Source organism: Roseicella sp. DB1501 (assembly GCF_013112485.1).
Lineage (GTDB): Bacteria > Pseudomonadota > Alphaproteobacteria > Acetobacterales > Acetobacteraceae > Paracraurococcus.
In genome coordinates this window covers 206,811-229,356 of record NZ_JABFHG010000001.1, presented here as the reverse complement: position 1 = coordinate 229,356, position 22,546 = coordinate 206,811, and the positions used below count along the sequence as shown (strand labels likewise).

Annotated in this window: 25 protein-coding genes; 8 read left to right on the top strand and 17 right to left on the bottom strand. The window is 72.7% G+C overall.

Features of this window, described 5'->3' with window-relative positions; genetic code table 11:
• Window positions 1–42: 42 nt before the first annotated feature.
• A complete protein-coding gene (locus HJG45_RS01120) occupies window positions 43–1,158 on the bottom strand; it encodes a PHB depolymerase family esterase (protein WP_171610235.1) in 1,116 nt (371 codons plus the stop codon).
• A gap of 169 nt (window positions 1,159–1,327) precedes the next feature.
• On the opposite strand from HJG45_RS01120, the gene HJG45_RS01115 reads away from it, so the two are divergent.
• A complete protein-coding gene (locus HJG45_RS01115) occupies window positions 1,328–1,570 on the top strand; it encodes a DUF3072 domain-containing protein (protein ID WP_171610234.1) in 243 nt (80 codons plus the stop codon).
• Between the two features lie 223 nt (window positions 1,571–1,793).
• Here the strand turns inward: HJG45_RS01115 and HJG45_RS01110 are convergent, their stop codons facing one another.
• Complete coding sequence (locus HJG45_RS01110; protein ID WP_254452212.1) at window positions 1,794–2,630, bottom strand: nitroreductase family protein; 837 nt, start codon at window positions 2,628–2,630, stop codon at window positions 1,794–1,796.
• 271 nt (window positions 2,631–2,901) lie between these two features.
• Window positions 2,902–3,900 (bottom strand): tripartite tricarboxylate transporter substrate binding protein, encoded by a 999-nt coding sequence (locus tag HJG45_RS01105; protein ID WP_171610233.1) that lies wholly within the window; start codon window positions 3,898–3,900, stop codon window positions 2,902–2,904.
• Window positions 3,901–4,032: 132 nt separating this feature from the next.
• On the opposite strand from HJG45_RS01105, the gene HJG45_RS01100 reads away from it, so the two are divergent.
• The gene (locus HJG45_RS01100; protein ID WP_171610232.1) at window positions 4,033–4,518 is read left to right on the top strand and encodes a hypothetical protein; all 486 of its coding nucleotides are present in this window, start codon (window positions 4,033–4,035) and stop codon (window positions 4,516–4,518) included.
• A 681-nt stretch (window positions 4,519–5,199) separates the two neighbouring features.
• A complete protein-coding gene (locus tag HJG45_RS01095; RefSeq protein ID WP_171610231.1) occupies window positions 5,200–5,622 on the top strand; it encodes a response regulator in 423 nt (140 codons plus the stop codon).
• A 156-nt stretch (window positions 5,623–5,778) separates the two neighbouring features.
• Here the strand turns inward: HJG45_RS01095 and HJG45_RS01090 are convergent, their stop codons facing one another.
• Entirely contained in the window at window positions 5,779–5,967 is a 189-nt protein-coding gene (locus HJG45_RS01090; RefSeq protein ID WP_171610230.1) for a hypothetical protein, read from the bottom strand.
• Between the two features lie 110 nt (window positions 5,968–6,077).
• Complete coding sequence (locus tag HJG45_RS01085) at window positions 6,078–7,355, bottom strand: Gfo/Idh/MocA family protein (RefSeq protein WP_171610229.1); 1,278 nt, start codon at window positions 7,353–7,355, stop codon at window positions 6,078–6,080.
• Window positions 7,356–7,480: 125 nt separating this feature from the next.
• Between HJG45_RS01085 and HJG45_RS01080 the strand changes: the two genes are divergently transcribed.
• Both HJG45_RS01080 and HJG45_RS01075 read left to right on the top strand, forming a co-directional pair.
• Window positions 7,481–8,260: a glutathione S-transferase family protein gene (locus HJG45_RS01080; protein WP_368040485.1), complete on the top strand. Its 780-nt coding sequence runs from the start codon at window positions 7,481–7,483 to the stop codon at window positions 8,258–8,260.
• An 84-nt stretch (window positions 8,261–8,344) separates the two neighbouring features.
• Complete coding sequence (locus HJG45_RS01075) at window positions 8,345–9,148, top strand: SDR family oxidoreductase (protein ID WP_171610228.1); 804 nt, start codon at window positions 8,345–8,347, stop codon at window positions 9,146–9,148.
• Window positions 9,149–9,160: 12 nt separating this feature from the next.
• Here HJG45_RS01075 and HJG45_RS01070 read toward each other — a convergent pair whose 3' ends face one another.
• Window positions 9,161–9,712 (bottom strand): pyridoxamine 5'-phosphate oxidase family protein, encoded by a 552-nt coding sequence (locus HJG45_RS01070; RefSeq protein ID WP_171610227.1) that lies wholly within the window; start codon window positions 9,710–9,712, stop codon window positions 9,161–9,163.
• Window positions 9,713–9,808: 96 nt separating this feature from the next.
• On the opposite strand from HJG45_RS01070, the gene HJG45_RS01065 reads away from it, so the two are divergent.
• The gene (locus tag HJG45_RS01065) at window positions 9,809–10,720 is read left to right on the top strand and encodes a LysR family transcriptional regulator (RefSeq protein ID WP_171610226.1); all 912 of its coding nucleotides are present in this window, start codon (window positions 9,809–9,811) and stop codon (window positions 10,718–10,720) included.
• 130 nt (window positions 10,721–10,850) lie between these two features.
• Here the strand turns inward: HJG45_RS01065 and HJG45_RS01060 are convergent, their stop codons facing one another.
• The 5 genes from HJG45_RS01060 to HJG45_RS01040 form a co-directional block, all read right to left on the bottom strand.
• Window positions 10,851–12,080 carry a DUF1688 family protein gene (locus HJG45_RS01060; RefSeq protein WP_171610225.1) on the bottom strand — a complete coding sequence of 410 codons (1,230 nt, stop codon included), beginning with the start codon at window positions 12,078–12,080 and terminating at the stop codon, window positions 10,851–10,853.
• A complete protein-coding gene (locus HJG45_RS01055; RefSeq protein WP_171610224.1) occupies window positions 12,077–13,327 on the bottom strand; it encodes a GTP cyclohydrolase II in 1,251 nt (416 codons plus the stop codon). Before HJG45_RS01055 ends, HJG45_RS01060 begins: the two co-directional genes overlap by 4 nt.
• A 117-nt stretch (window positions 13,328–13,444) precedes the next feature.
• Window positions 13,445–14,170, bottom strand: coding sequence for a haloacid dehalogenase type II (locus tag HJG45_RS01050; RefSeq protein ID WP_171610223.1), 726 nt, complete (start codon window positions 14,168–14,170; stop codon window positions 13,445–13,447).
• Window positions 14,167–15,063 carry an oxaloacetate decarboxylase gene (locus tag HJG45_RS01045; RefSeq protein WP_171610222.1) on the bottom strand — a complete coding sequence of 299 codons (897 nt, stop codon included), beginning with the start codon at window positions 15,061–15,063 and terminating at the stop codon, window positions 14,167–14,169. The genes HJG45_RS01050 and HJG45_RS01045 overlap by 4 nt, the downstream gene beginning before the upstream one ends.
• A 9-nt stretch (window positions 15,064–15,072) precedes the next feature.
• Window positions 15,073–16,047: a tripartite tricarboxylate transporter substrate binding protein gene (locus tag HJG45_RS01040; RefSeq protein ID WP_171610221.1), complete on the bottom strand. Its 975-nt coding sequence runs from the start codon at window positions 16,045–16,047 to the stop codon at window positions 15,073–15,075.
• 111 nt (window positions 16,048–16,158) lie between these two features.
• Between HJG45_RS01040 and HJG45_RS01035 the strand changes: the two genes are divergently transcribed.
• Both HJG45_RS01035 and HJG45_RS01030 read left to right on the top strand, forming a co-directional pair.
• On the top strand, window positions 16,159–16,560 hold the full coding sequence (locus tag HJG45_RS01035; protein WP_217362784.1) for a nuclear transport factor 2 family protein: 402 nt from the start codon (window positions 16,159–16,161) through the stop codon (window positions 16,558–16,560).
• A complete protein-coding gene (locus tag HJG45_RS01030; protein ID WP_217362783.1) occupies window positions 16,557–17,129 on the top strand; it encodes an HD domain-containing protein in 573 nt (190 codons plus the stop codon). Before HJG45_RS01035 ends, HJG45_RS01030 begins: the two co-directional genes overlap by 4 nt.
• A gap of 129 nt (window positions 17,130–17,258) precedes the next feature.
• Here HJG45_RS01030 and HJG45_RS01025 read toward each other — a convergent pair whose 3' ends face one another.
• The 6 genes from HJG45_RS01025 to HJG45_RS01000 all read right to left on the bottom strand — a co-directional run bounded on the left by HJG45_RS01025 (window position 17,259) and on the right by HJG45_RS01000 (window position 22,546).
• Window positions 17,259–18,374 carry an Ldh family oxidoreductase gene (locus HJG45_RS01025; protein ID WP_171610220.1) on the bottom strand — a complete coding sequence of 372 codons (1,116 nt, stop codon included), beginning with the start codon at window positions 18,372–18,374 and terminating at the stop codon, window positions 17,259–17,261.
• A gap of 226 nt (window positions 18,375–18,600) precedes the next feature.
• On the bottom strand, window positions 18,601–19,380 hold the full coding sequence (locus HJG45_RS01020) for a uroporphyrinogen-III synthase (RefSeq protein ID WP_171610219.1): 780 nt from the start codon (window positions 19,378–19,380) through the stop codon (window positions 18,601–18,603).
• A gap of 17 nt (window positions 19,381–19,397) precedes the next feature.
• Complete coding sequence (rnk, locus tag HJG45_RS01015; protein ID WP_171610218.1) at window positions 19,398–19,844, bottom strand: nucleoside diphosphate kinase regulator; 447 nt, start codon at window positions 19,842–19,844, stop codon at window positions 19,398–19,400.
• Complete coding sequence (locus HJG45_RS01010; protein ID WP_171610217.1) at window positions 19,841–20,365, bottom strand: hypothetical protein; 525 nt, start codon at window positions 20,363–20,365, stop codon at window positions 19,841–19,843. The genes rnk and HJG45_RS01010 overlap by 4 nt, the downstream gene beginning before the upstream one ends.
• A 259-nt stretch (window positions 20,366–20,624) precedes the next feature.
• Window positions 20,625–21,623 (bottom strand): tripartite tricarboxylate transporter substrate binding protein, encoded by a 999-nt coding sequence (locus tag HJG45_RS01005; protein WP_171610216.1) that lies wholly within the window; start codon window positions 21,621–21,623, stop codon window positions 20,625–20,627.
• Window positions 21,620–22,546 (bottom strand): fumarylacetoacetate hydrolase family protein, encoded by a 927-nt coding sequence (locus HJG45_RS01000; protein ID WP_171610215.1) that lies wholly within the window; start codon window positions 22,544–22,546, stop codon window positions 21,620–21,622. The genes HJG45_RS01005 and HJG45_RS01000 overlap by 4 nt, the downstream gene beginning before the upstream one ends.

Sequence of the window (22,546 nt, the reverse complement as noted above, 5' to 3'; positions counted from 1 at the left end):
GGGTCTTCCTCCGTGAGTGGGCGCAGGATGCGCGTGCCCGGATCAGCGGTCCAGCAGGCCGGCGGCGCGCAGGGCGCGCCGCAGCAGGGGCCTTGGGTCAATGCGGTCCAGCAAGCCGGGGGCCGGGCCAGAGGAGGGGTTGGGCAGGGGCTTGGCCGGGGCCGCCTCGGCGGCGGGCGCGGCGCCGAGGCCGAAGAACGCGGCGATCGCCGCGGTCGAGGCGATGCCGACATCGAGCATGAAGGGCCCCGCCTCGCCGAGCGGCGGCGCGCCGGCCTGCGGCGCGATCGGCACGCCATGACCCATGCCCTCGATCCGATGCAGCTCGATCAACACCCGGCCATCCGAGCCGCGCCAGAGGGCGAGGCGGTGGCCGGGCGCGAGCAGCCGCTCGGCCTCGGCGGTCGCGGCCGGCCCGTGCAGGGCGCGCCACTGCGCCAGGATCTGCTCGGCATTGACCGGGCGCACGGTGGCATCGGCGCTGCCCTGCCAGATCGAGACGCGCGGCCAGGGGCCGCGATGCGGCGAGGCGCGGCGCACCGCCTCGGCCCAGGCCTCGGGCGGGCGGGGACGGCCGGTGGCCATGGCCTCGAAGGCCTCGGGGATGGACTGCGCCGCGCCATAGGGCAGGCCGGCAATGATGGCGCCGGCGGCGAAGCCGTCGGGATAGGCGGCCAGCATCACCGAGGCCATGGCGCCGCCGGCGGAGAGGCCGGTGACGAAGACCCGGCGCGGATCGAGCCGGTGCCGCGCCAGCATCCAGGCCACCATCTGCCGGATCGAGGCCGCCTCGCCGGCGTCGCGCCGGGTATCGGCCGGCCTGAACCAGTTGAAGCAGCGATTCGGGTTGTTGGTCGGCCGCTGCTCGGGGAAGACCAGGGCGAAGCCGAGCCGGGCGGCCAGCGCCGACCAGCCGCTGCCGCGGTCATAGCCGCCGGCGGTCTGGCCGCAGCCATGCAGGACGAGGACGAGCGGCGCGCCGGCCGGCAGTCCCGGCGGCACGAAGGCCAGCATGCGGAGCTGGCCGGGATTGGGGCCGAACTCGCCGATCTCGCGCAGCGCGCCGTCCCCCGCCGGCGGGCCGGCGAGGCCGGCGGCGCGTGTCATGGCTTGGCTGCGTCGGACCAGATCGCCGAGGTCGAGATGGGGCTGGGACAAGGCGGGGATCCTTCTTGGGGCCGCAGCCGGGTCGGGGCGGCCCGCCGATCGTGAGCAACGCCGGTGCATTTATGCTGCAACGCAGCAATTGCTTCATGTGCCATGTCAAGAAACGCGGCGCCGGTGTGAACGTTAAAGGAACAGAGAGCCAGCACCGAAGGAGAGCAGCATGGCGAAGCAGGCGCAGCCGCAGCAGGACGAGAATCCGAAGCGCGACCCGGAGCCGGGGTCCAACACCATCAAGGATCCGGCGGACTGGACCACCGGGGAGGAGGAAATGACCGGCGCTCAGGCGAGTTACCTGAAGACCCTGAGCGAGGAGGCCGGCGAGCCTTTCGATCCTGGCCTCACCAAGGCCGAGGCCTCCCGCCGCATTGACGCGCTGCAGGAGAAGACCGGGCGCGGGCGCTAACCTCCGCGCCAGGGTGGCGGCTTAGAGCATTTCCGGTCACCTGCGCTTACGGCAGATGCTCTGGCCTCTCGCTTTCAGAGCATCTTCACCCGTTCGGATGTTTCCACTCGAACGGGATCTGCTCTAGGCGCGATCGCCTGAGGTGACTCACCGCAGGCATGAATCACGCGATCAAACAACGGCCTGGACCATGGTTCGTGAACCTGTGTGAGCGGATCATGGTCTAGCGCAGCGGGAAGCCGAGGCTCCGCAGCGTCGCCGCCAGGTGGTCGCGGCCGCGCAGCGCCCGGATGGTGCCGATCCGGGCGATCACCCGCTGGGTCCAGCTATCGGCCGCCATCTCGTTGCGGCGGGAGAAGGCGGACATCTCGGCGTCGTAGGCCGCCCTCGCCGCCGGCTCGGCGCCGGCATCGTAGCGACCGTGATGCAGCACCACGGATTGCGGCAGCCGCGGCTTCACCTCGCCTTCGGCGCCAGGCTTCGGGTAGCCGATGCAGAGGCCGAAGACGCCGGCGGCGCCGGGCGGCAGGCCGAGCAGCTTGGCCACCCGCGTCGGGTCGTTGCGCAGCGCCCCGATATAGACGGTCGAGAGGCCGAGGCTCTCGGCCGCCACCACGGCATTTTGCGCCGCCAGCGCGGCATCGATGGCGGCGACGAGGAAGGTCTCGAGGTAGGGCAGGCCCTCGAGTTCACGCCCCTCGGCCTCGCCCAGCCGCGCGTTGCGCGAGACATCGGCGAGGAAGACGAGGAAGAGCGGGCATTCGGTGATATGCGCCTGCCCGCCGGCGATCTCCGCCATCGCCGCGCGTGTCGCGGGATCCCCGACCGCCACCACCGACCAGGTCTGCAGGTTCGAGGAGGTGGCGGCGGATTGCGCTGCGGCGATCAGTGTCGCCAGCGTGCCGGGTGGCACCGGATCGGGACGGTAGCCGCGCACCGAGCGGTGGCCGAGCAGTCCGGCGATGGTCGCGTTCCAGGGGCCGGCCTGCGGCACCGCCCCGCCATAGCGGGCCGCGAGCGCCGCTGCCTGCAAAGCCTCCATCCCGGTCGTGCCATCCATCGCCTGCGCTCCCACGGGCTTGCCCGGTGGCCGGCGCGCACACTGACCCCGCGCGACCTGGCGGCCGCGGGCCAGGGAGGGCGGGGCGGGCAGGGCATCCGGGCCGGGATTTGCAGCCGCATCTCAGGGTCGGGCCGACCCCGCTCCGGGCAGCGTACAGCGGATCGCGGGCCGGTGGGAATGGCCCGGCAGGGTCATACCGCTGGCCCTCATGCGTGGCCGCATGAGGGCCCCCTCGGACGCCGGGCGCGAACCTCCGGTTCGCTTGGCATCAGATCAGGCCGAGCCGGCGGCCGAGATCGCGGTAGAAGGTCACCTGGCCGCGGACATAGTCGCGCGTCTCCTCGGGCGGCAGCAGGCGAGGGATGCCGCCGGCGGCCCGCACCGCCCCCTGCCAGGCGGCGTCCTCGCGCAGGGCCGCGAGCGCCGCCAGCCAAGCGCGGCGCGGTGCCTCCGCGAGGGCCGGCGGGGCGAAGAGGGCGCTCCAGCCGGTGACGCTGACCAGGGCCGGCATCTCGACCTCCCGCGCCATGGGCACGGCCGGCAGCACCCGCAGCCGCTCGGTCGTGCCGATGACGAGGCCGCGCAGCCGACCGTCGCGCAGCGGCGGCAAGGCCTCGTTCAAATTGGTGCCGAGCACCTGCACGCGGCCATCGAGCAGCGCCGCCACCGCCTCGCCGCCGCCGCGGAAGGGCATCGCCAGCCCGGCATCGATCGGCAGGCCGGCCGTGGCGAAGAGGTGCCGCATGCCGAGATCCTGCACTGTCGCCGGCCCGGTGGTCGCGAAGGCGATACGGCCTGGCTGCTCCCGCAGCACGTTGAGCAGGTCCTGCAGCCGGTCCCAAGGCGAATCGGCCCGGACGCAGACCACGAAGGGCGTCTCCTCCAGCAGGCCGAGCATGGTGAACTCGTCCCAGGCATAGGGGGTGCGGGGGTCGATGGCCGGCAGGATCGCGGCCGAGGCGACGCGCGCCGCCAGCAGGGTCAGCCCGTCCGGCCGGGCCCGGGCGACGTATTGCGTGCCGATGGCGCCCGAGGCGCCGGTCTTGTTCTCCACCACCAGTTGCGCGCCGCGATTCGGCAGATGCGCCGGCGCGTGGCGGGCCAGTAGCCGCGCCGTCTGGTCGGCGGCGCCGCCCGCGGAGAAGGGCGCGACCAGGGTTACCGGCGCGGCGGGATAGGCCTCCGGCGCGGATGGCTGCGCCCGGCCAGGTCCGGCCGCCAGGCCAGGCAGGGCGGCGAGGACTGCGCGGCGGGGCAGGCGGCGCATGGCTTCACTCCCGATTCCGGTACAGAATGCCTGCGCATCTGGTCGGATTTGCGGCGGCCCGGATGGCGGTAGCCGGTCGATGCGGAAAAACAAGGTTTGCCGGGGGTCGGCCTGCGTGATAGCGCGGTGGTGATGACGTCTGCCCATGGTTGGCCGGAGGACGCACTCCGGCGGTCCGACGCGCTGCCCTCGCGCCTGGCGGAGAGGGTCGGTTGCGGCCGGGCGCGCGCGGGATGGGCCGGGCTGTGCCTGGCTGCCATCCTGCTCGCCACGGCCCCCGCGATGTTGCCCGGCGAGGCGCGGGCGACCGGGGCGCTGGTCATGGTGAAATCCGCCGGCCAGAAGCCGCCGCCGCGGCGGCCGGCCCTGCGCGTGCCGCGCATCCTGCCGCCGCTGCCCGAGCCGACCGAGGAGGTGGCGGTGCCGCGCATCACGCATGCCTTCCGCATGGCGCCGGTGACTCGGGAGCCACGGTCGCCCTGCCTCACCAGCCTGCGCCGGGATACGGCGGTGAGCGCCGACAAGCGTGGCGCGGCGCGACGGCCGAAGCGGCTGCGGGCGAAGGCCGGTCCCGCAGTGCCGCTCTGCGTGCGTCTGCCCCGGCGCGAGATCGGCTAAGCGGGTCGCGGCTGCGCGCGATCGTCGCGGGCCCGCGCGGCGCGGCCGCCGACACGCGCCCTTTCGCCGATGCTCGCAGGACGGTGCAGCACCTGTGTTCCGTCGTCGCATTGCGACGCTGCCGCCATGTGAAAGCAACTTCGCAATACTGTCCGTTCGTGGTTATGCGGAGACGTGGCCTCGCCACGACGGACGCCATTGCCCATCGCGGCGACGCTGACTAGACGTTGCGATATGGCGATTGTGCCGTAGCGGGCATCATGACGGCGTCGTCGATGCCGGCGCGCATGATGCGGCATCGCCCGCCATCGACGATCCGCCGCGGTCGTCGATCCTTGCGTCGGCAACTCGATCCTCTCGAAGTGATATGCAGCCATACCGGGCATTGCCACATCGCAATGCGACGCATGACGACGGGATCACATCTTCTTAAGAGTGCTGCTGTGTGAAGATGCGCGCCACGCGCTCATGCCATAGAAACTTCCCAGCAGGTTTGCGGAACGGCAGCGGTGGCGTGACAAATTGTCTCCGCGATGCAACGGAAAGCAGTGCGTAAGCAGGTTTTTCGATCATGCAATGGACGCAGGGGTGACGGCGCAGTCACGCGCTCGTCACAGCGCTGCAGGGCAACGGAGCCGGAAGTCGGCGCTTGCCTAGGGCGAGGCAGGGGGAACCCAGGGAATGCAGGCCGAACCACCCGTGCTGCTCGTGGTCGAGGATGACTTTCTTGTTCGTCTTACATTGGTCGATGCGCTCAGTGATGGCGGCTTCGAGGTGCTGGAGGCCGCCGATGCGAAGGAGGCGCTGACGCTTGTCTGCGACCGCGACGATATCGCGGCGATGCTGACCGACATCAACCTGCCGGGCGGTTCCGATGGATTCGCGCTGGCGCGGGCGGCGCGGGTGATCCGGCCGCAGCTGCCGGTCGTCTACGCCTCGGGTCGCTATGGCGGCGCGGAGGAAGGACAGGCGGTGAACGGCTCGCGCTTCCTCGCCAAGCCCTTCACCCCCTCCCTTGCCGCCGCCGTGCTGCACGACATGATCGGGCCGGATGCGAAGCACGAGCCGGTGTTGCGGACGAGCGATGCCGACCGGCATGTCTGACTGTCCCGACCGGGTCTGAGTGAGCAAATCTGTCCTGCATCATGGGGGATGATGCAGGGCAATGACGCTCCTGCCCAACTGGGTGACAGCGGGACTATTGAACCGTCTGCCGATCCGCGGCCCACATGGATTCTCCCATGAGGGCCGCGCAGCCGGCTAGTTGATCGTGCGATCGACCGAACGGCCGAGACGCTCGGCCGGGCCTTTCGGCGGATCGACGGTGTCGCGCACCGTCTGCCCCGCCTTGTCGAGGCTGCGGCCGGCGCGCTCCGCCGGACCTTCCCGCTGGCAGGCGGCGAGGCTCAGCAGCAACAGGGCCGGCAGGATCAGGAAAAGGCGCGGCATCATTCACTCCGTCACGGTGCGTCGGCGACAGAGCGTGCGAGCCGTGCCGAAGTTCGCCTGTAGCGGCATCACGAGCGCTTCCTCATGAGCCTTGCTGCGCGCCTGTTTCCTCACGCCGGATCGGGCGCCGGGCCACGCACCGGCAACTCCGACGGCAGGGGCGGGATGGCTTCCGGCCTGCCGCTTTCGGCCGAGCGGACAATCGCCTCCATGATCTGCTGGTCGCGCAGCCCTTCCTCGCCCGGCGTGTGCGGCCGCCGCGACTCGCGCACGCAGCGCGCCATGTGGTCGAGCTCGAGCGCGAACTGGTTGCGAGGATGCAGCTGCGGCATCTGTTCGAGGCCGGCATCGCCCTCGCGCCGGAACAGCCGCAGCCGCTGGCCGCGATAGGCGAAGGCGTCTTCCAGCAGCAGGCTGCCGCGCTCGCCGGCCAGGCGGCAGGATTTCTCCTGATAGGCGCCGTAGCTGGATTGCGCCTGCGCCAGGAAGCCGGAGGCGAAGCGGAGCGTGAAGGCCATGCTCTCCTCCACCTCGGCGAAGCGCGCATCGCCCGGCGGGCTCCAGGCCTGCGCCACCACCTCGACCGGCTCCTCGCCGCTGAGGTAGCGGGCGGCGTTCAGGCAGTAGAGGCCGATGTCGGGCAGCGCGCCGCCGCCGGCGAGCTGCCGGCTGTAGCGCCATTGCGGCCCGGGACCGTTGGATTGCAGGTTCGCGGCCTGCAGGAAGCGGAGCCGGCCGAGCGCGCCGGATTGCACGGCGCGGATGGCGGCGCGGTTCACCTGCTCGTACTGGCAGCGATAGGCGACCATCAGCCGCACATCCGTCTGGGCGCAGGCGGCGATCATCGCGGCGCAATCCTCGGCGCTCGTGGCCATCGGCTTCTCGGTCAGCACATGCTTGCCGATCGCCGCGGCGCGCTCGGTGTATTCGCGGTGCATCGCATTCGGCAGGGCGATGTAGACGGCCTGCACCGCCGGATCGTCGCGCAGCCGCTCGAGCTGCGCATAGCCATGCACCGCCTCCGGCCGGATGCCGTATTGCCGCGCGACCAGCGCCGCCTTCTCCGGCGAGCCGCTGACCAGCGCCGTGGGGCGCGCGAGGCGGCAGCTTGCGAAGGCCGGCAGCACCTGCTCGAGGCTGATGCGGCCGAGGCCGATGACGGCGAAACCAACCCGTTCCCCGGGCGGCAGCGGCGCCGGCGGCGGCTCGCCCGGCGGGTCCGCCTCGCCGCGCCAGGGCGGGAAGGCGACCCGGCCCTCCTGCACGCCGCCGGCATCAAGCGGCGAGGGGGGCGGATAGCCCGGCGCGCCGGCGCCCCCCGTGGCGAGGCCCGCGGCGGCGAGACCGCTCGCCTGAATGATCCCGCGCCGTGTCTTGCCCTCGCCCATCCCGCCTCTCCCATCGACCGGCCGCCAACGCCCGGCCCGATGCAAGGTTGATGGCGCGTGGCCGGCCATCCGACCGGCAACCGGACGCGCATCATTCTGGCCGTCCTGAGGGACGCTCGATCGGGGTGCTCGACTGCGCGCCGGAGACGCGGCCGCTGCCGGCGAATGGGCACGAGCTTGCGGCGGCGCGCCATCTGCGCTCCCATCCGCGGCCACCGACCGAGGAGGGCCTCGTGCTGAAATTTTACTACAACACCGCACCGAACCCGATGAAGGTCGCGCTCTTCCTCGAGGAAAGCGGCCTGCCCTACGAGGCCGTGCCGCTCGACACGCGCAAGGGCGAGCAATTCGCTCCCAACTACGTCGCCATCAACCCGAACTCCAAGGCGCCCGCCATCGTCGATGACGGCGAGCCGGTCTTCGATTCCAACGCCATCCTGCTCTATCTCGCGGAGAAGACCGGGCAGTTCCTGCCCGAGGGCGCGCATGCCGGGGAGACGCTGTCCTGGCTGATGTTCATCGCCACCGGCATCGGCCCCTATTCCGGCCAGTGCGTGCACTTCCGGCATTTCGCGCCGCCGGGCAACGACTATGCCGTCTCGCGCTACGAGTTCGAGGCGAAGCGTCACTGGGGCATCCTGAACGACCGGCTGGAGGGGCGGGAGTGGCTGGTCGGCGACAGCTATTCCCTCGTCGACATGGCGGCCTGGGGCTGGGAGCGGGCGGCGCCCTTCGTCCTGGGCGAGGCCGGCTGGGCCGCGCTGCCGAATGTGCGGCGGCATTTCGAGGCGATCAGCGCCCGGCCGGCGGCGCAGCGCGCGGCGGCGATCAAGGACAGGCACGCCTTCAAGACCGAGATGGACGAGGAGGCGCGCCGGTTCATGTTCCGCCACACCGCCGCCTGATCCGGACGCTCATCCTGGCGGGCCTTGCGGCATCCGCCAGCGCCCCGGATAGTCCGCCCTCAAGCAGAATGAGTGGAGGACGCGGTGTTCAGGCTGGATGGCAAGGTGGCACTGGTCACCGGCGCGGGCTCGGTCGGGCCGGGCTGGGGCAATGGCAAGGCGACCGCGGTGCTGCTCGCCCGCGCCGGCGCGCAGCTCTTCGGCATCGACGTCAACGAGGCGGCGGCCGCGGAGACGCGTGACATCATCCTCGGCGAGGGCGGCACCGCCATTGCGCATCGCGCCGACATGCTGGCGGCGGAGCAGGTCGAGGCGGCGGTCGCCGCCTGCCTCGACCGCTTCGGCCGCATCGACGTGCTGATCAACAATGTCGGCGGCTCGCATCCCGGCGGGCCGGCCGACATGCCGGAGGAGGTCTGGGATCGGCAGATCGACATGAACCTGAAGACCGCCTTCCTCGGCTGCAAATACGTGCTGCCGGTGATGGAGCGGCAGGGCGCCGGCGCGGTGGTGAACATCTCCTCCGTCGCCGGGCTGCGCATGTCGACCGCGCGCGTGCACAGTGCCTATTCGGCGAGCAAGGCCGGCATCATCGCCTTCTCGAAATCGGTCGCGCTCGGCTATGCGAAGAAGGGCATCCGCTGCAACACCGTCGTGCCCGGGCTGATGCACACGCCGCTGGTCGAGCACCGGCTGGTGCGCCAGCTCGGCGCCAACGATGCCGAGGCGCTGATCGCCAAGCGCCATGCCAGCGTGCCCGTCGGCCATATGGGCACGGGTTGGGACATCGCGCATGCCGTGCTCTTCCTCGCCAGCGAGGAGGCGAAATACATCACTGCGACCGAGATCGTGGTCGATGGCGGCCTGACCTCCGCCGGACCGGTGTGATACCGGGCGCCATCACTCGCGCGCCAGCGCCGCCCATTCCGCGACGCTGTAGCGCGGGGTGATGTGCTGCGGGCAGTTCCACTCGAAGCCTGCCACCTCGATCAGCATCGCCGCCTCGGCGCGCGGCGCCCGGCCCGGCGGCGCGAGCCGCGCCAGCAGCGCCGGATCATCCTCCACCAGCCGCGCATGGCCGAGCAGCTTCAACCGCCGGCGGTTCGGATAATCCATGAAGAACAGCGCCACGCGGCCATCGCCCGCGAGGTTGCCGCGCGAAACCTGCTGGCGGTTGCCGGCGAGCTCGGCGAAGGCGATGTGCCGCGCATCCAGCACCGCGACGAAGCCGGGCGGCCCGCCGCGATGCTGCAGATAGGGCCAGCCGCTCTCCGAGACGGTCGCCATGTAGACGCTGTCGCGCGCCGCGATGAAGGCGGCCTCGGCCGCGGTGAGGGCGTCATCCTCGCGTCCCGCCTCGGCCATCCGGGCGTAATGCGCCTGCGAGCCGATCCGCTGCTGCTCGGCCTGCACGGCGGGCGTGAAGGCGATGCGTGCGTAGTGCCGGCCCATATCCGTCCTCCTGCTGCGTCGCCGGAAAGGATGGGCATTGCGCCGCAGGCCAGGAATGGGGCCTGATCGCAAGGCAGCATTCCAGATGGCGGAAGAATGGATCGGCTCGACGAATTGCGCCTCTTTCTGGCGGCGATCGAGGCCGGCAGCCTCGCCGCGGCCGGGCGGCGGCATGGCCAGTCGCCGCCTGCCATGTCCCGCATGCTGGCCGGGCTGGAGGAGCGGCTCGGCGTCCGGCTGCTCGAGCGCAGCACCCGCCGCCTGGCACCGACCGAGGCGGGGCGCCACCTCGCGGACCGGGCCCGGCGGCTGCTGGCCGATTATGCCGAGGCGGTCTCGGCGGCGGCCGGCGAGGCGGCGTCCCTGCGCGGCCGCCTGCGCGTCACCGCGCCGCTCGTCTTCGGCCGGCTGCACGTGGCGCCGGTCGTCACCGCCTTCCTCGGCGAGCAGCCCATGGTGACGGCGGAGCTGCAGCTCAGCGACCGCAATCTCGACCTGGTGGAGGAGGGGATCGATGTCGCGCTGCGCATCGGGCCGCTGACCGAGGGCGGGCTGGTGGCGCGGCGCCTCGGCAGCGTCCGGCGGCTGGTCGCGGCGAGTCCGGACTACCTGGCCCGGCGCGGCGTGCCGGCGCGGCCGGAGGACCTCGCGGCGTATGACGTCATCCTCTTCCACAGCCGCGCGACGCCAGCGGAATGGCGCTTCCGCGGGCAGGGCGGGGAAGCGGCGACGCTGCGCCTGCCCGGGCGCTTCGCGGTGAACGAGGCGCGCGCCGCGGTCGCCGCCGCGGTGGCGGGGCATGGCGTCCTGAGCGCGCTTTCCTATCAGATGGAGGCGGAGCTCGCCTCCGGCGCGCTGGTGCGGCTGCTGCGCGAGGCCGAGCCGCCGGTGCTGCCGGTCTCGCTCGTCTTCCCCTCGGCGCGGCTGCTGCCGGCGCGGGTGCGTGCCTTCCTCGACTTCGCCGCGCCACGCCTCGCCGCCCTCCCGGTGCTGCGGTCGGAGCGCTGAGCCAGCATCGCAGCACCCGTCGCCGCCCGTTGCCCTGCTGCGGCCAAGTCGCGGCAGGCTGTGACGGATCAAGGTTCAGGAGGGATCCCAGGGGGGCCCCACGACGGCGCGCAGCGACGCCGTGGGGAGTTCAGAAGACTGTGCCATCGCTGACGATGCGCAGCGGCGGGCCGCCATCGGCGCGGCGCTCGCGGGCGAGGCGGCGGCCGGCCCACCAGGTGCCGCCCTCCAGCACCCGGGCGAGGGGGAAGGCCGCCTCGTCCAGCCCGAGCCTCGCCCGCACCAGCGGTGCCACGGCATCGAGCAGCGCAACGGTCAACGCCCGCCATTCGACGATCGCCAGGTCGCCGGGCGCGTGCTCCATCTCCAGCAGCGAGGGGTCGCGCGGCGCGATCACCCTCAGATCGAGGAAGAGGCCGCCATTGCGGTATTCCGGCAGGCCTGTCAGCGCCTCGGTGCCGGAGACCGCGATGCCGGCCAGCTCCAGCGTCTCGATCAGCGAATAGGCCAGCCATTGCGAGAGCTTGTGGAAGGGGATCAGGCCGTTCGTCGCATCGGCGCGGCGGATGCCGGGATGGCGCCAGCAATCGCCGAGATTGACGCCGCCCAGCGCCTCCCGCCCCGGCCAGATCGGGCCGAGATGCCGCAGCAGCGCGATGAGGATGCTGCGCGCCGGCAGGCTGCCCTCGGTGATCTCGGCGGTGAGGCCGTCGATCAGCCCGCTCGGCCGCGGCGGATAGACCTGGCCGAAGACGCCGGGCGATGCCGCCATGGTCTCGCCGAGCCGGCGGAGCAGCGCGGCGCGGCCCTCCAGCCCGGCCAGAGGGTTGTCCGGCCCGGCCTGGAAGCCGCGGCCCAGCGCCTCGGCCGTCATGCCGGCGAGCCGCGCCGCATCGGCGCGGGGGGAGCGGCCGTCATCGGCGAAGTCGCCGCGGGCGAACATGGCGAGGCTCGCCAGGGCCAGCCCCTCGGAGCGCGTGTGGCAGCGGCCCGTCTCGAGGTCGATGTAGCGCCAGCTCATCCCCGCCCCGGCATCGAGCAGCACGGAGAGGATGATGAGGTCCATCCGCGCCCGCAGCAGCGCCGCCGGGTCGTGGTCGAGCCGCGCGGCGATCAGGGCCAGCAGCGAGGCGCCGTCCGGCAGCAGGTGACGCCAGCGCGTATGCGGCGGCACCCGCAGATCGGGATGCCGGTCCCGCACCACCGCCGCCACGGCATCGGCCGCCGCCGCCAGCCGCTCCGGCTGCAGGCGCCAGGCCTGCAGCCGGTCCTCCAGGCCGAGGGCGTGGATCTCCGCCGCGCGGCTGCGCACCGCCTCGGGCGTCAGCAGCGCCGCGGCGGCCGCCGCCTCCGGCGTCACATCTCCCCCAGGGCGCGGCCGACGGTGCGCTGCAGCGCCGCCGGGTCCGGCACCTCCGGCGCGTAATAGCCCGCCGCCTTCTTGGCCTCGATCTCGACCGAGGCATCGGGCGGGATGCGGTCGGGCGGGATCGGCACCCGCTCGCCGATCTCGATGCCCTGCTCCACCATGGCGTCGTGCTTCATGTTGGACATGGAGACGAGGCGGTGGATCTTCGTCACGCCGAGCCAGTGCAGCACATCCGGCATGAGCTGCTGGAAGCGTGCATCCTGCACGCCGGCGACGCATTCGGTGCGCTCGAAATAGGTGGCGGCCTGGTCGCCGCCCTCCTGCCGCTTGCGGGCGTTGTAGACGAGGAATTTCGTGACCTCGCCGAGCGCCCGGCCCTCCTTGCGGTTGTAGACGACGAGGCCGACGCCGCCCTCCTGCGCCGCGCGCAGGCTCTCCTCGATGCCGTGGATGAGATAGGGGCGGCAGGTGCAGATGTCGGAGCCGAAGACGTCGGAGCCGTTGCACTCGTCATGCACGCGGCAGGTCAGCGGCACGCGGCGGTCCGCCAGATGCGCCGGGTCGCCGAAGATGTAGACGCTGATGCCGCCGATGGGCGGCAGGAAGACGGAGAGGTCGGGCCGCGTCACCAGCTCGGGATACATGCCGCCGGTCTGCTCGAAGAGCACGCGGCGCAGCTCGTGCTCGGCGGTGCCGAAGCGCTCGGCGATGCCGGGCAGCCACCAGACCGGATCGATCGCCGCCTTGGTGACCGAGACGTCGCCGCCCGGATGCAGCACGCGGCCATCGGACTTCAGCTTGCCGCTGGCCAGCAGCGCGTTCAGCTCGGCCATGTTCAGCCGGGCGCGGGTGATGGCGATGGTCGGGCGGATGTCGATGCCCTCGCCGATGGCATCCGCGAAGGCCTCGCCGACCACATGGCCCCAGGGGTCGAGGGAGACGATCCGCCCCGGCTCGCTCCATTGCGGATGGGGCCCGATCGCGGTCACCGGATGGGTGTTGGCGAGGTCTGGCCGCTGCAGCGGCGAGAGGGCGCCGGCGGAGACGGCCAGCGCCCGGTAGAGGGAGTAGGAGCCGCCATGGGTGCCGATGACGTTGCGGTCCTGCGGCCGGGTGACGGAGCCGATGACCGGGCCGCGCGCCACCGGCGTCGCGGCGCCCCAGTTGATCTGCCAGCGATGGGCCTGCGGCTCGGGATGCGAGGTCAGGCGGATATGGCGGGTCTGGTTGAGACTCATGCGGGTCCGATCGGGTCTGGACACGCAATTTCGTCTGTTGGTTGCGCGGCTTCAAGGGCTTTGCCAGGGGAGGCAGGCCGGGTGGGCAGGCCGGGGAGGCAGGCCGGTCGCGCCGCTTCAGCAGCCGAGCTTGTGGGCCAGATCCTGGAAGTCCCGCGCCACCGCGTCCCAGGGCTCGCTCGGGGCGAGGTCGGTCGTCTGGTCCGGCCCGTGCTCGGTGGGACGGGTGACGAAGGCGGTGGCCAGGCCGCAGCCGCGCGCCGCCTTCAGGTCGCCGTTATGCGCCGCCACCAGGCAGAGCTCGTCGGGCTTGATGCCGAGGATCTCGGCGGTGCGCAGATAGGCCTCGGGCTGCGGCTTGTAGGCCTGCGCCACCTCGGCGCCGAGGATGGCGTCCCAGGGGATGCCGGCGCGCTTGGCCATGTTGGTCATCAGCGCGATGTTGCCGTTGGAGAGCGGCGCGATGATGAACTTCCGCTTCAGCCGGGTCAGCCCGGCCACCGCCTCCGGCCAGGGATCGAGCCGGTGCCAGGCGCGGTTGAGGTCGTCGAGCCCCGCCTCGCCGAGCATCGCCGGGTCGATGCCATGGTCCTGCAGCACGCCCTCGAGATTCTCCCGGTGCAGCACGTCGAGCCGGGTGAAGGCGCGGCGGCCGCTGCGGCATTCCTCCATCGCCGGCTGGTAGCGCTTGCGCCAGGCATCGGCGAAGGCGCGGGGGTCGATGTCCCGTCGCCCGAGCTTCGCCAGCACCGGCGCGGCGTCCCGCGCCACGCCCTCGCGCCAGTCGACCACCGTGCCGAAGACGTCGAAGACCAGCGCCTTCACGCTCTCGAACCGCGTCATGCCCCCTCTCCCATCCTGGCTTCTCCCGTCCCCGCATCCCGGGCCCAGCGCTGCTCGAACTCCCAGACCTCCGGGAAGCCCATCAGCTCGGTCATGCGGCGGAAGCCGTAGCTCTCGCCGATCGCCATGCTGTCGCCGGTCTCCTTCAGATGCGCATAGGCCTTCTCCAGCGCCGCCGCGGCGGCGAGGAAGCCGATCGCCGGATAGATCGCCATGGCGTAGCCGAGCGCCCGCAGCCTCTCGGCCGGCAGGATCGGCGTGCGGCCGCCCTCGACCATGTTGGCGAGCAGCGGCCGGTCGATGGCGCGGCCGATCGCCTGCATCTCCGCCTCGCTCTCCGGGCTTTCGATGAAGATGACGTCCGCGCCCGCTTCCGCGTAGAGCCGGCCGCGGCGGATCGCTTCCTCGAGGCCGAGGGTGGTGCGCGCATCGGTGCGGGCGACGATGAGGAAGTCCGGGTCGTTCCGCGCCTCGGCCGCCACCTGGATCTTCAACGCCATCTCCTCGGCCGGGATGACGCGGCGGCCGGGCGTGTGGCCGCATTTCTTCGGCATCTCCTGGTCCTCGAGCTGGATGCCCGAGACGCCCGCCGCCTCGTAGCCCATCACCGTGTGACGGACGTTGAGCAACCCGCCATAGCCGGTATCGGCATCGGCGATCACCGGCGTGCGGCAGCCGCGCGCCATGGTGCCGACGCGCGCGACCATGTCGCTGTAGGTGGCGATGCCGGCATCGGCGAGGCCGAGATGCGAGGCGACGGTGCCGAAGCCGGTGACGTAGAGGCAGTCGAAGCCCATGCCGTCGGCGATGCGCGCCGAGATCATGTCGAAGATGCCGGGGGCGACGACGAAGCGGCGCGCGGCGAAAGCGGCCTTGAGGCGCGGATCGGCCATGCTGGATTCCTATTGCTCTCGCTTGACGTGGCCGGCGGCGGCCGCCGCGGCCCAGAGACGGTCCTCGCGCTCCGCCATGGCGGCGAGGCCCTCGGCCGGACGCAGGTCGGGCTCGATGCCCATGCCGGTGAAGCGCTGCCGCAGCGTGGCATCGGCGAAGGCGCGCTCGAGCGCCGCCTGCAACCGCTGCGCCACCGCCGCCGGCAGCCCGGCGGGCCCGTAGAGCCCGACCCAGCCGGCGAGGTCGAAATCGGCGATCCCCTGTTCCTGCGCGGTCGGCAGGTCGGGGAAGAAGGGCGTGCGCGTCGCGGTGGAGACGGCGAGCGGCCGCACCCGGCCGGTCTGCATATGCGGCATGACGCTGGCGGTGCTGGTCCAGCCCACCGGCAGATGGCCGGCGACGATGTCGTTCATGAGCTGGCCGCCGGAGCGGTACTGGACATCCGGCATCTCCACCCGCGCCCGCCGCGCCAGCTCCTGGCCGATGAAGGAGGAGAGGCTCTCGGTGCTGCCGGTGCCGACCCGGCCCGGATGCTGCCTGGCATGCGCCAGCATCGCCGGCAGGTCGGCATAGGGCTGCGCGGCGCCGGTCACCAGCACCATGGTGTTGCGGCTCAGCAGCGCCACCGGGGTGAAGTCGCGCAGCGGGTCGTAGGGCAGGGCGGCGAGGAAGTAGCGGTTGGCGACATGCGTCGAGACCACGGCCATGAGGGTGTGGCCGTCCGGCTCGGCGCGCGCCACGAGCTCGGAGCCGATCACCCCGGCGCCGCCGGCGCGGTTCTCCACCACGATCGGCTGCGGCAGGGCGGGGCGCAGCGCCTCGGCCAGGGCGCGCGCCAGCAGGTCGGTGCCGCCGCCCGTCGCATAGGGCACGACGAGGCGGATGGGCCGCGCCGGCCAGGCCTCGGCAGCCCGCGCGGCTGCGGGCAGGACGGCGCCGGAGGCCAGGGTGGCGGCCAGCAGCCCGCGGCGGCCGAGAGGCATGGACGGCGTTCTCCCTGGTCGATGGCGCGGCCGAGTATCGGTCCGCGGGGGAGGGATGCAAGGCCCCGCCGCCCGTGCCAGGATGGGCGCGGGAGAGACAGGAGAGCGCCCATGCCGGATGCCAGCGGCCGCCCCATGGCGGCGAGCGCCGTCGCCGAGATCGAGGCGGTGATCCAGACCTATTTCGACGGGCTCTACGAGGGCAATGTCGAGATGCTCGCCGCGGCCTTCCACCCGGTCAGCCATCTCTACTGCGAGAAGGATGGCGAGGTGCTGGACGTGCCGCGGGCGCAGTGGTTCGAGGCGGTGCGGCAGCGCGAGAGCGCGGCCAGCAAGGGCCTCGCCCGCGACGACCGCATCCTGATGCTCGACATCAGCGGGCCGGAGACCGCCTTCGTGAAGGTCGCCTGCCAGATTCCGCCGCGCTACTTCACCGACTACCTGGTGCTGAACCGCACCCGGGAGGGGTGGCGGATCGTCAGCAAGGTCTACCGGGCCGAGACGCGCGGATGAGCGCGCCGCCCGCCGATCCGCGGCTGCGGCACATCGCCGGGCTGCTGACCCTGCGGGCGGAAGGCCGCTACGGCCTCGCCGAGATCAACCAGCGGCAGCACGCGCTGCAGGCGGCCTGGCTCGCCGAGCAGGCGGGCTGCGGCGATGCGCTCGTCGCCGCCAGCCTGCTGCACGATATCGGCCATCTGGTGCACGACCTCGGCGAGGATCCGGCGGCCGAGGGAGTGGACGACCGGCACGAGGAGCGGGGCGATGCCTTCCTCCGCGCCTGGTTCGGGCCGGAGGTGACCGAGCCGGTGCGGCTGCATGTCGCGGCCAAGCGCTATCTCGTCGCGACCGAGCCGGACTATGTCGCCCGGCTGGCGCCGGATTCGGTGCTGAGCCTCGCCTTGCAGGGCGGCCCGATGTCGGAGGCGGAGGCCGCCGGCTTCATCGCCTTGCCCGGGGCGCGGGAGGCCGTGCTGCTGCGGCGCTTCGACGAGCAGGCCAAGGTGAAGGACCTCGCCACCCCGCCCGTCGAGCATTTCCTGCCCGCCGTCGCCCGCTGCCTGCGGCCCATCGGGTCATAGGCCGCCCGCCGGAGCCGTCGCCGCCCGTTGCCCTGCCGTGGCTTCGCCGCGGCAGGCTGTGACGGATCCGAGCCGATCGGGGCTGCATCGAGGCCCCCGCGACGGCGTGCGGCGACGCCGTGGGGATGATTACTCGTTCGGCCGCAGCAGATAGGGCGCGCCGCTGCGCTCGCAGATGCCGCGGATCAGCGCGTCGAGGGAATCCGGCACCGGCACGCCCTCGGCCAGGCGCTTCTCGCGCATGATGTCCTCCGGCTCGCCCGGCACCAGCACCGGCTCGGCCGGATCGGCGGGCGGCGTCGCATGCAGCACGTCGAGGATGCTGTCGAGCTCGGCCTCGAACGCGCCCTCCTCGCGGAAGGCGCGCGGATCGAGGGCGAGGAAGAAATGGCCGATATTCTGCGGCTTGTCCGGCGTCCATGTCCGCTTGTGGATCGGCGAGAAGGCGGCGCCGGTCAACGCGCCGCCCAGGATGTGCACCATCATGGCGAGGCCGTAGCCCTTGGCGCTGCCCTGGGTCTCCGTGCCGCCGAGCGGGGTGATGCCGCCCTCCTTGCGCTGGAAGACATAGGCGTTGCCCTCATGCGGGTCGGTGACGGTCCGGCCGGTGCCGTCCACCACCCAGCCGGGCGGCAGCGGCGCGTCGTTCAGATGGTGCACCTTCACCTTGCCGGCGGCGACCGTCGTCGTCGCCATGTCCAGCACGAAGGGCTTGTTGCGCCCGGCCGGGGCGGCGAAGGCGAGCGGGTTGGTGCCGAGCACCGGCATGGCGGCGCGCGTCGGCACCATGGTGATGCCCTGGGCCGAGCTGGTGACGAGGCCGATGACGCCGCGCGCCGCCGCCATCCGCGCATAGGCGCCGGCGGCGCCGAAATGGTGGCTGTTCACCACGCCGACGACGCCGATGCCGTATTGCAGCGCCTTGTCCACCGCCATGCCCATGGCGAGCGCCGAGACGGGATGGCCGAGCCCGTCCCCGGCATCGAGCAGCGCCGTCGGGCCGGTGTCGCGGGCGACGCGCGGCTTCGCCTGCATCTGCAGCCGGCCGGCCCGCACGCCCTCCTCATAGGTCATCAGCATCGACAGGCCGTGGCTGTCGACGCCCATCAGGTCGGTCTCGACCATCACCTGCGCCGTCGTCGCCGCATGCTCCTCCGGCATGCCCCAGGCGGTGAGGATGGCGTGGATCTGGGCCCGGATGCTCTCGGCCGGCACCGGCCGGCCGCTGGTCACGTTCTTCGCCATGGCGTTCCCCTCCTGCGGCCGGCAACCACGGCGGACTGCGTTCAGGATCGAACGCCGCTCCGCCGTGGCCTGCTGCTTCCGGAGCGGAGTCACGCCTCCGGGCGGTCTCGCCCTCCTGCGGTCTGCTCCAGGCCGGCCCCGTCACGGGCGCCAGTCTATGGCCGCCCGGCCGCAGGCGAAAACGCCAGGGCCGCATGATTCCCCTGCGGCCGTATCCCTCCGCGGGCTATGGCATGACGGGCCGTCCGAAGGCGGCGTCCACGATGCCGGCCAGGGAGGCGTCCAGGGCGGCGAGCAGCGAGCGCAGATCCGGCCGCGCGGCGGTGGCCAGCGCGCACCAGGGCAGGGGGCGCATCGCCGCCGCGATGCGCGGGCTCAGCGCCACCCCGACCATGCCGCGACAGGCCGATTCGAGCCGCGTCGCCAGGACCAGGTCGCGGAAGGCCATGGCCGTGCGGCAAGAGAGGAAGGGCGCGAGCTGGATCCCGCCATCCGCCAGCGCGGCGCGGAGCTGCGGGCTCAGGCGGGTGGCCGGCCGCGCCGCATAGACGACGTGCCGCTCCACCGCATAGCCATCGGCGGCGAGGGCGGCGCCGAGGTCGCAGGCGATGGCCTCGCCGCTCAGATGGAGGACAGGGCCGCCCCGCGGGTCCAGCCGGCGCCGCACCAGCCGCAGCAGGTCCGCGGCATCGCCGCCGGCGGCCTCGATCCGCCGCAATCCGAGTTGCAACCCGGCGCGGCACAAGGGGCGCGCCGTCGCCGGGCCGACCGCGAGGATGGGTGGCAGCGGCAGCGCCCTGCCGGCCACGGCGCGCAGCAGCGCCTCCGCCGCATTGGCGGAGGTGAGCAGCACCGCCTGCGGTCCGGCCAGGAGCGGGCGCGGATCCCAGGGCCGGGGCAGGATCTCCAGCATGGGCTCCACTAGGCAGGCGATGCCGCGTGCCTGCAAGCCGGCGACGAGCTCTCCGGCCTGGTGGCGCGGCCGCGTGACCAGGGCGCGCAGCATCGCCGCCGCGTCCCGGCTCAGGCGAGGGGCGGCGGGTTGGGGGGCACCGTCCCCGGCTGCAGCGCCTCGACATGCAGCACGGTGAGGCGCCGCAGCCGCCCGTCCTGGGTCGGCCATTCGATGGATTGCCCTTCCGACAACCCGATCAGCCCGGCTCCGACCAGCGACAGGACCGAGATGCGGCCGGCGGCGATATCGGCCTCGCCCGGCAGCACGAGCTGCACCCGGCGCGTCTCGCCCGCCGCCGTGTCGCGGAACTCGACCTGCGAGCCGAGGCCGACGGTGCCCGCGGGCAATTCCCCGGCCGGAACCAGCTCGGCGCGGTCGGCCTCCTCCAGCAGCAGCCGGGAGAGCAGCGGGTTGCGCCGCGCCATGATCCCGGCCAGCGCGACCAGCCGGTCGTGATCCGCCACGGAGAGCAGCAGGGGCGGGCGCTGGGCCACCGCTTCCGATTCCGCCGTCATGCCCATGTTCCTTCCCGGCCCGGCGCGGGACGCGTCCGGCGCGGCAGGTCGGAGGAGCGGTCCACCGCCAGGAGATGCACGGTCCGGCGGCGCCCGTCGCGCTCCACCACCTCCATCCGGTGCCCAGCGGCGGCGCCGAGCAGCGCGGCGCCGAGCGGCGCGGAGACGGGCAGGGTCCAGCCGCCCGAGGCATGCTCCTCCGGCATCGCCAGCACCCGGGATTCCACCCCGCGGCCGGGGAGGGCGAGGATCAGCCGCGCGCCGAGGACGGCGACAGAGGCCGGCACCGCCTCCGGAGGCAGGACGTGGCAGGCGCCGAGCTTCTCGGCCAGCATCCGGCCGACCGGATCCGCGAGGCCGAGCCGGTGATGCGCCAGGGCCTTCAGGCGGGAATAGTCGCGCGAGGCCAGGACCGGCGCGGCGTCGGGCTCGTCGCGGAGGCCGGCGGTGATGCCCGGCACGACGGGGGCCGTGGCGGCCGATGGCGGGTGGTGGTGCAGGTGGTTGGTACGGGTCGGCATGACCGGTGCGCCCTTCCAAGGCGCCGCGCGGCCGCGCCGAGGGGGCGGGCCGCAGGCGGCTGCTGTTGCTGGGAGAGGGGGAACCCCGGGTTCGGAGACGCGGCGGCGCGCTGCGGCCGGCCCGGGGCTAGTTGCCCGCGATCAGGCTTCCCGCATGCGCAAGGCGGCGTCGGAAGGTCGCGCTGAGCCACATGATGAAAGAGAGATTACCATTTATCCACACGAAATCAAGTCACGCTTCCGCCGGTAGGGGCTGGCCTCAATCCACCCGCGCGCCGCTCGCCTGGACCAGCGGCACCCAGCGCTCGATCTCGCCGGCGATGAAGGCGCGCGTCCGCTCCGGCGTCATGCCCTCGGGGATGGTGTTGCCGAGCTGCAGCAGCCGGTCGCGCACCGCCGGCACGCGCAGCGCCGCGGCGATCTGCTCATAGAGGAATTGCCGGATGACCAGCGGCGTGCCGAGCGTCGCGCTCCAGGGCGTCCAGGTCGTCGCCTGGTAGGCCGGCAGGCCGGCCTCGGCGCTGGTCGGCACCTCCGGCGCCATGGGCGAGCGCTCGGGGGTGGCGATGACGAGGCCGCGCACCTCGCCGCTGCGGAAATGCTCGGAGAGGAAGGAGATGGTGTCGGCCTGGAAGGCGGTGCGGCCGGCGGCGAGGTCGGCGAAGGCGGCGGCCGAGCCGCGATAGGGCACGTGCTGCGCCTGCACGCCGAGCAGCTGCACCAGCATGGCGCCGGCGATGTGCCCGGTGGTGCCGTTGCCGGAGGAGCCGTAATCGTACTTGCCGGGATTGGCGGCGAGCAGCGCCCGGAACTCCGCCAGGGTGCCGACGCCGAGCGAGGGATGCACCGCGACGGCGATCGGCGAATGGCTGCTGATGGTGACATGGTCGACGCCGGTCAGCGGATGCACCCGCAACCGGTCGCCATAGAGGCCGACATTCAGCGTGTGCGAGCCGAGCGCGCCGACCAGCAGCGTGTAGCCATCGGGCGGCGTCGCCGCGAGCGTCTCGAAGGCGACGGTGCCGCCGCCGCTCGGCCGGTTCTCCACCACGAATTGCTGGCCGAGCTGGGCCGAGAGCTGGCCCGCCACCAGCCGCGCGTTCAGGTCGGCATTGCCGCCGGGGGCGAGCGCCACGATGATCCGCACCGGGCGGTTGGGATAGTCGGTTCCCGGCGCCCGCGGTTCCGCCGCGGCGGCGCCGAGAAGGGGCGCGGCGAGGCCGCCGGCCAGGAGGCCACCGAGGCTGCGGCGCCTCATGCCGCGTCCCCCGTTTCATGCCCGCCGATGCCGTGCTCGAGCACGCCGACCTTCTCCACCTCCAGCCGCAGCCGGTCGCCGGGCTTCAGGTAGCGCGGCGGGTCGCGGAAATGCCCGACCCCGGCGGGCGTGCCGGTGGCGATCACGTCGCCTGGCTGCAGCGTGACGAAGCGGCTGAGCCAGGTGATCAGCGTGGCGACCGGGAAGATGAGGTCGCGCGTGTTGCCGTGCTGCACCTCCTCGCCGTTCAGCGTGCAGCGGAGGTCGAGCGCCCAGGGCTCGCCCACCTCCTCCGGCGTGGCGATCCAGGGGCCCATCGGGCAGAAGCCGTCCAACCCCTTGCCGAAGCTGGTCATGCCGATCGGGTGGTCGAATTGCAGCGCCCGGTCGGTCAGGTCGTTCAGCACCGTGTAGCCGGCGACATGGTCGAGCGCCGCGCCCTCCTCGACCTGCCAGGCCGGCTGGCCGATGACGACGCCGAGTTCCACCTCCCAGTCCGGCTTCAGCGCCGCGGGCGGGATGCGCACCACATCGCCCGGGCCGCTGACCGAGGAGGTCGGCTTGAGGAAGATGCGCGGCGCGGCGAGCTTCGGCCCGCCCACCTCCTTCGCATGATCGGCGTAATTGCGGCCGACGCCGAGGATCTTGCCCGGCTGCAGCGGCGCCAGCAGCCGCACCGCGGCGAGGGGGCGGCGCAGCGCGGCATTCCCCGGCCGCGCCGCGAAGGCGAGGGCGCGCGCCGCCGCGGCCATCGCCGCCTCGCCGGACGCGAGCAGCCCGCGCATGTCGGCGGGCAGCGCCTGCCGCGGCTCGCCGGCCGCCGCCCTCGCCGCATCCAGCGCCGGCTGGAACGCCACCACCGCATCGCCGAGCACGGCGCCGATCTGCCGGGCGCCCTCGGCCTCGAAGCTCGCCAGCTTCAT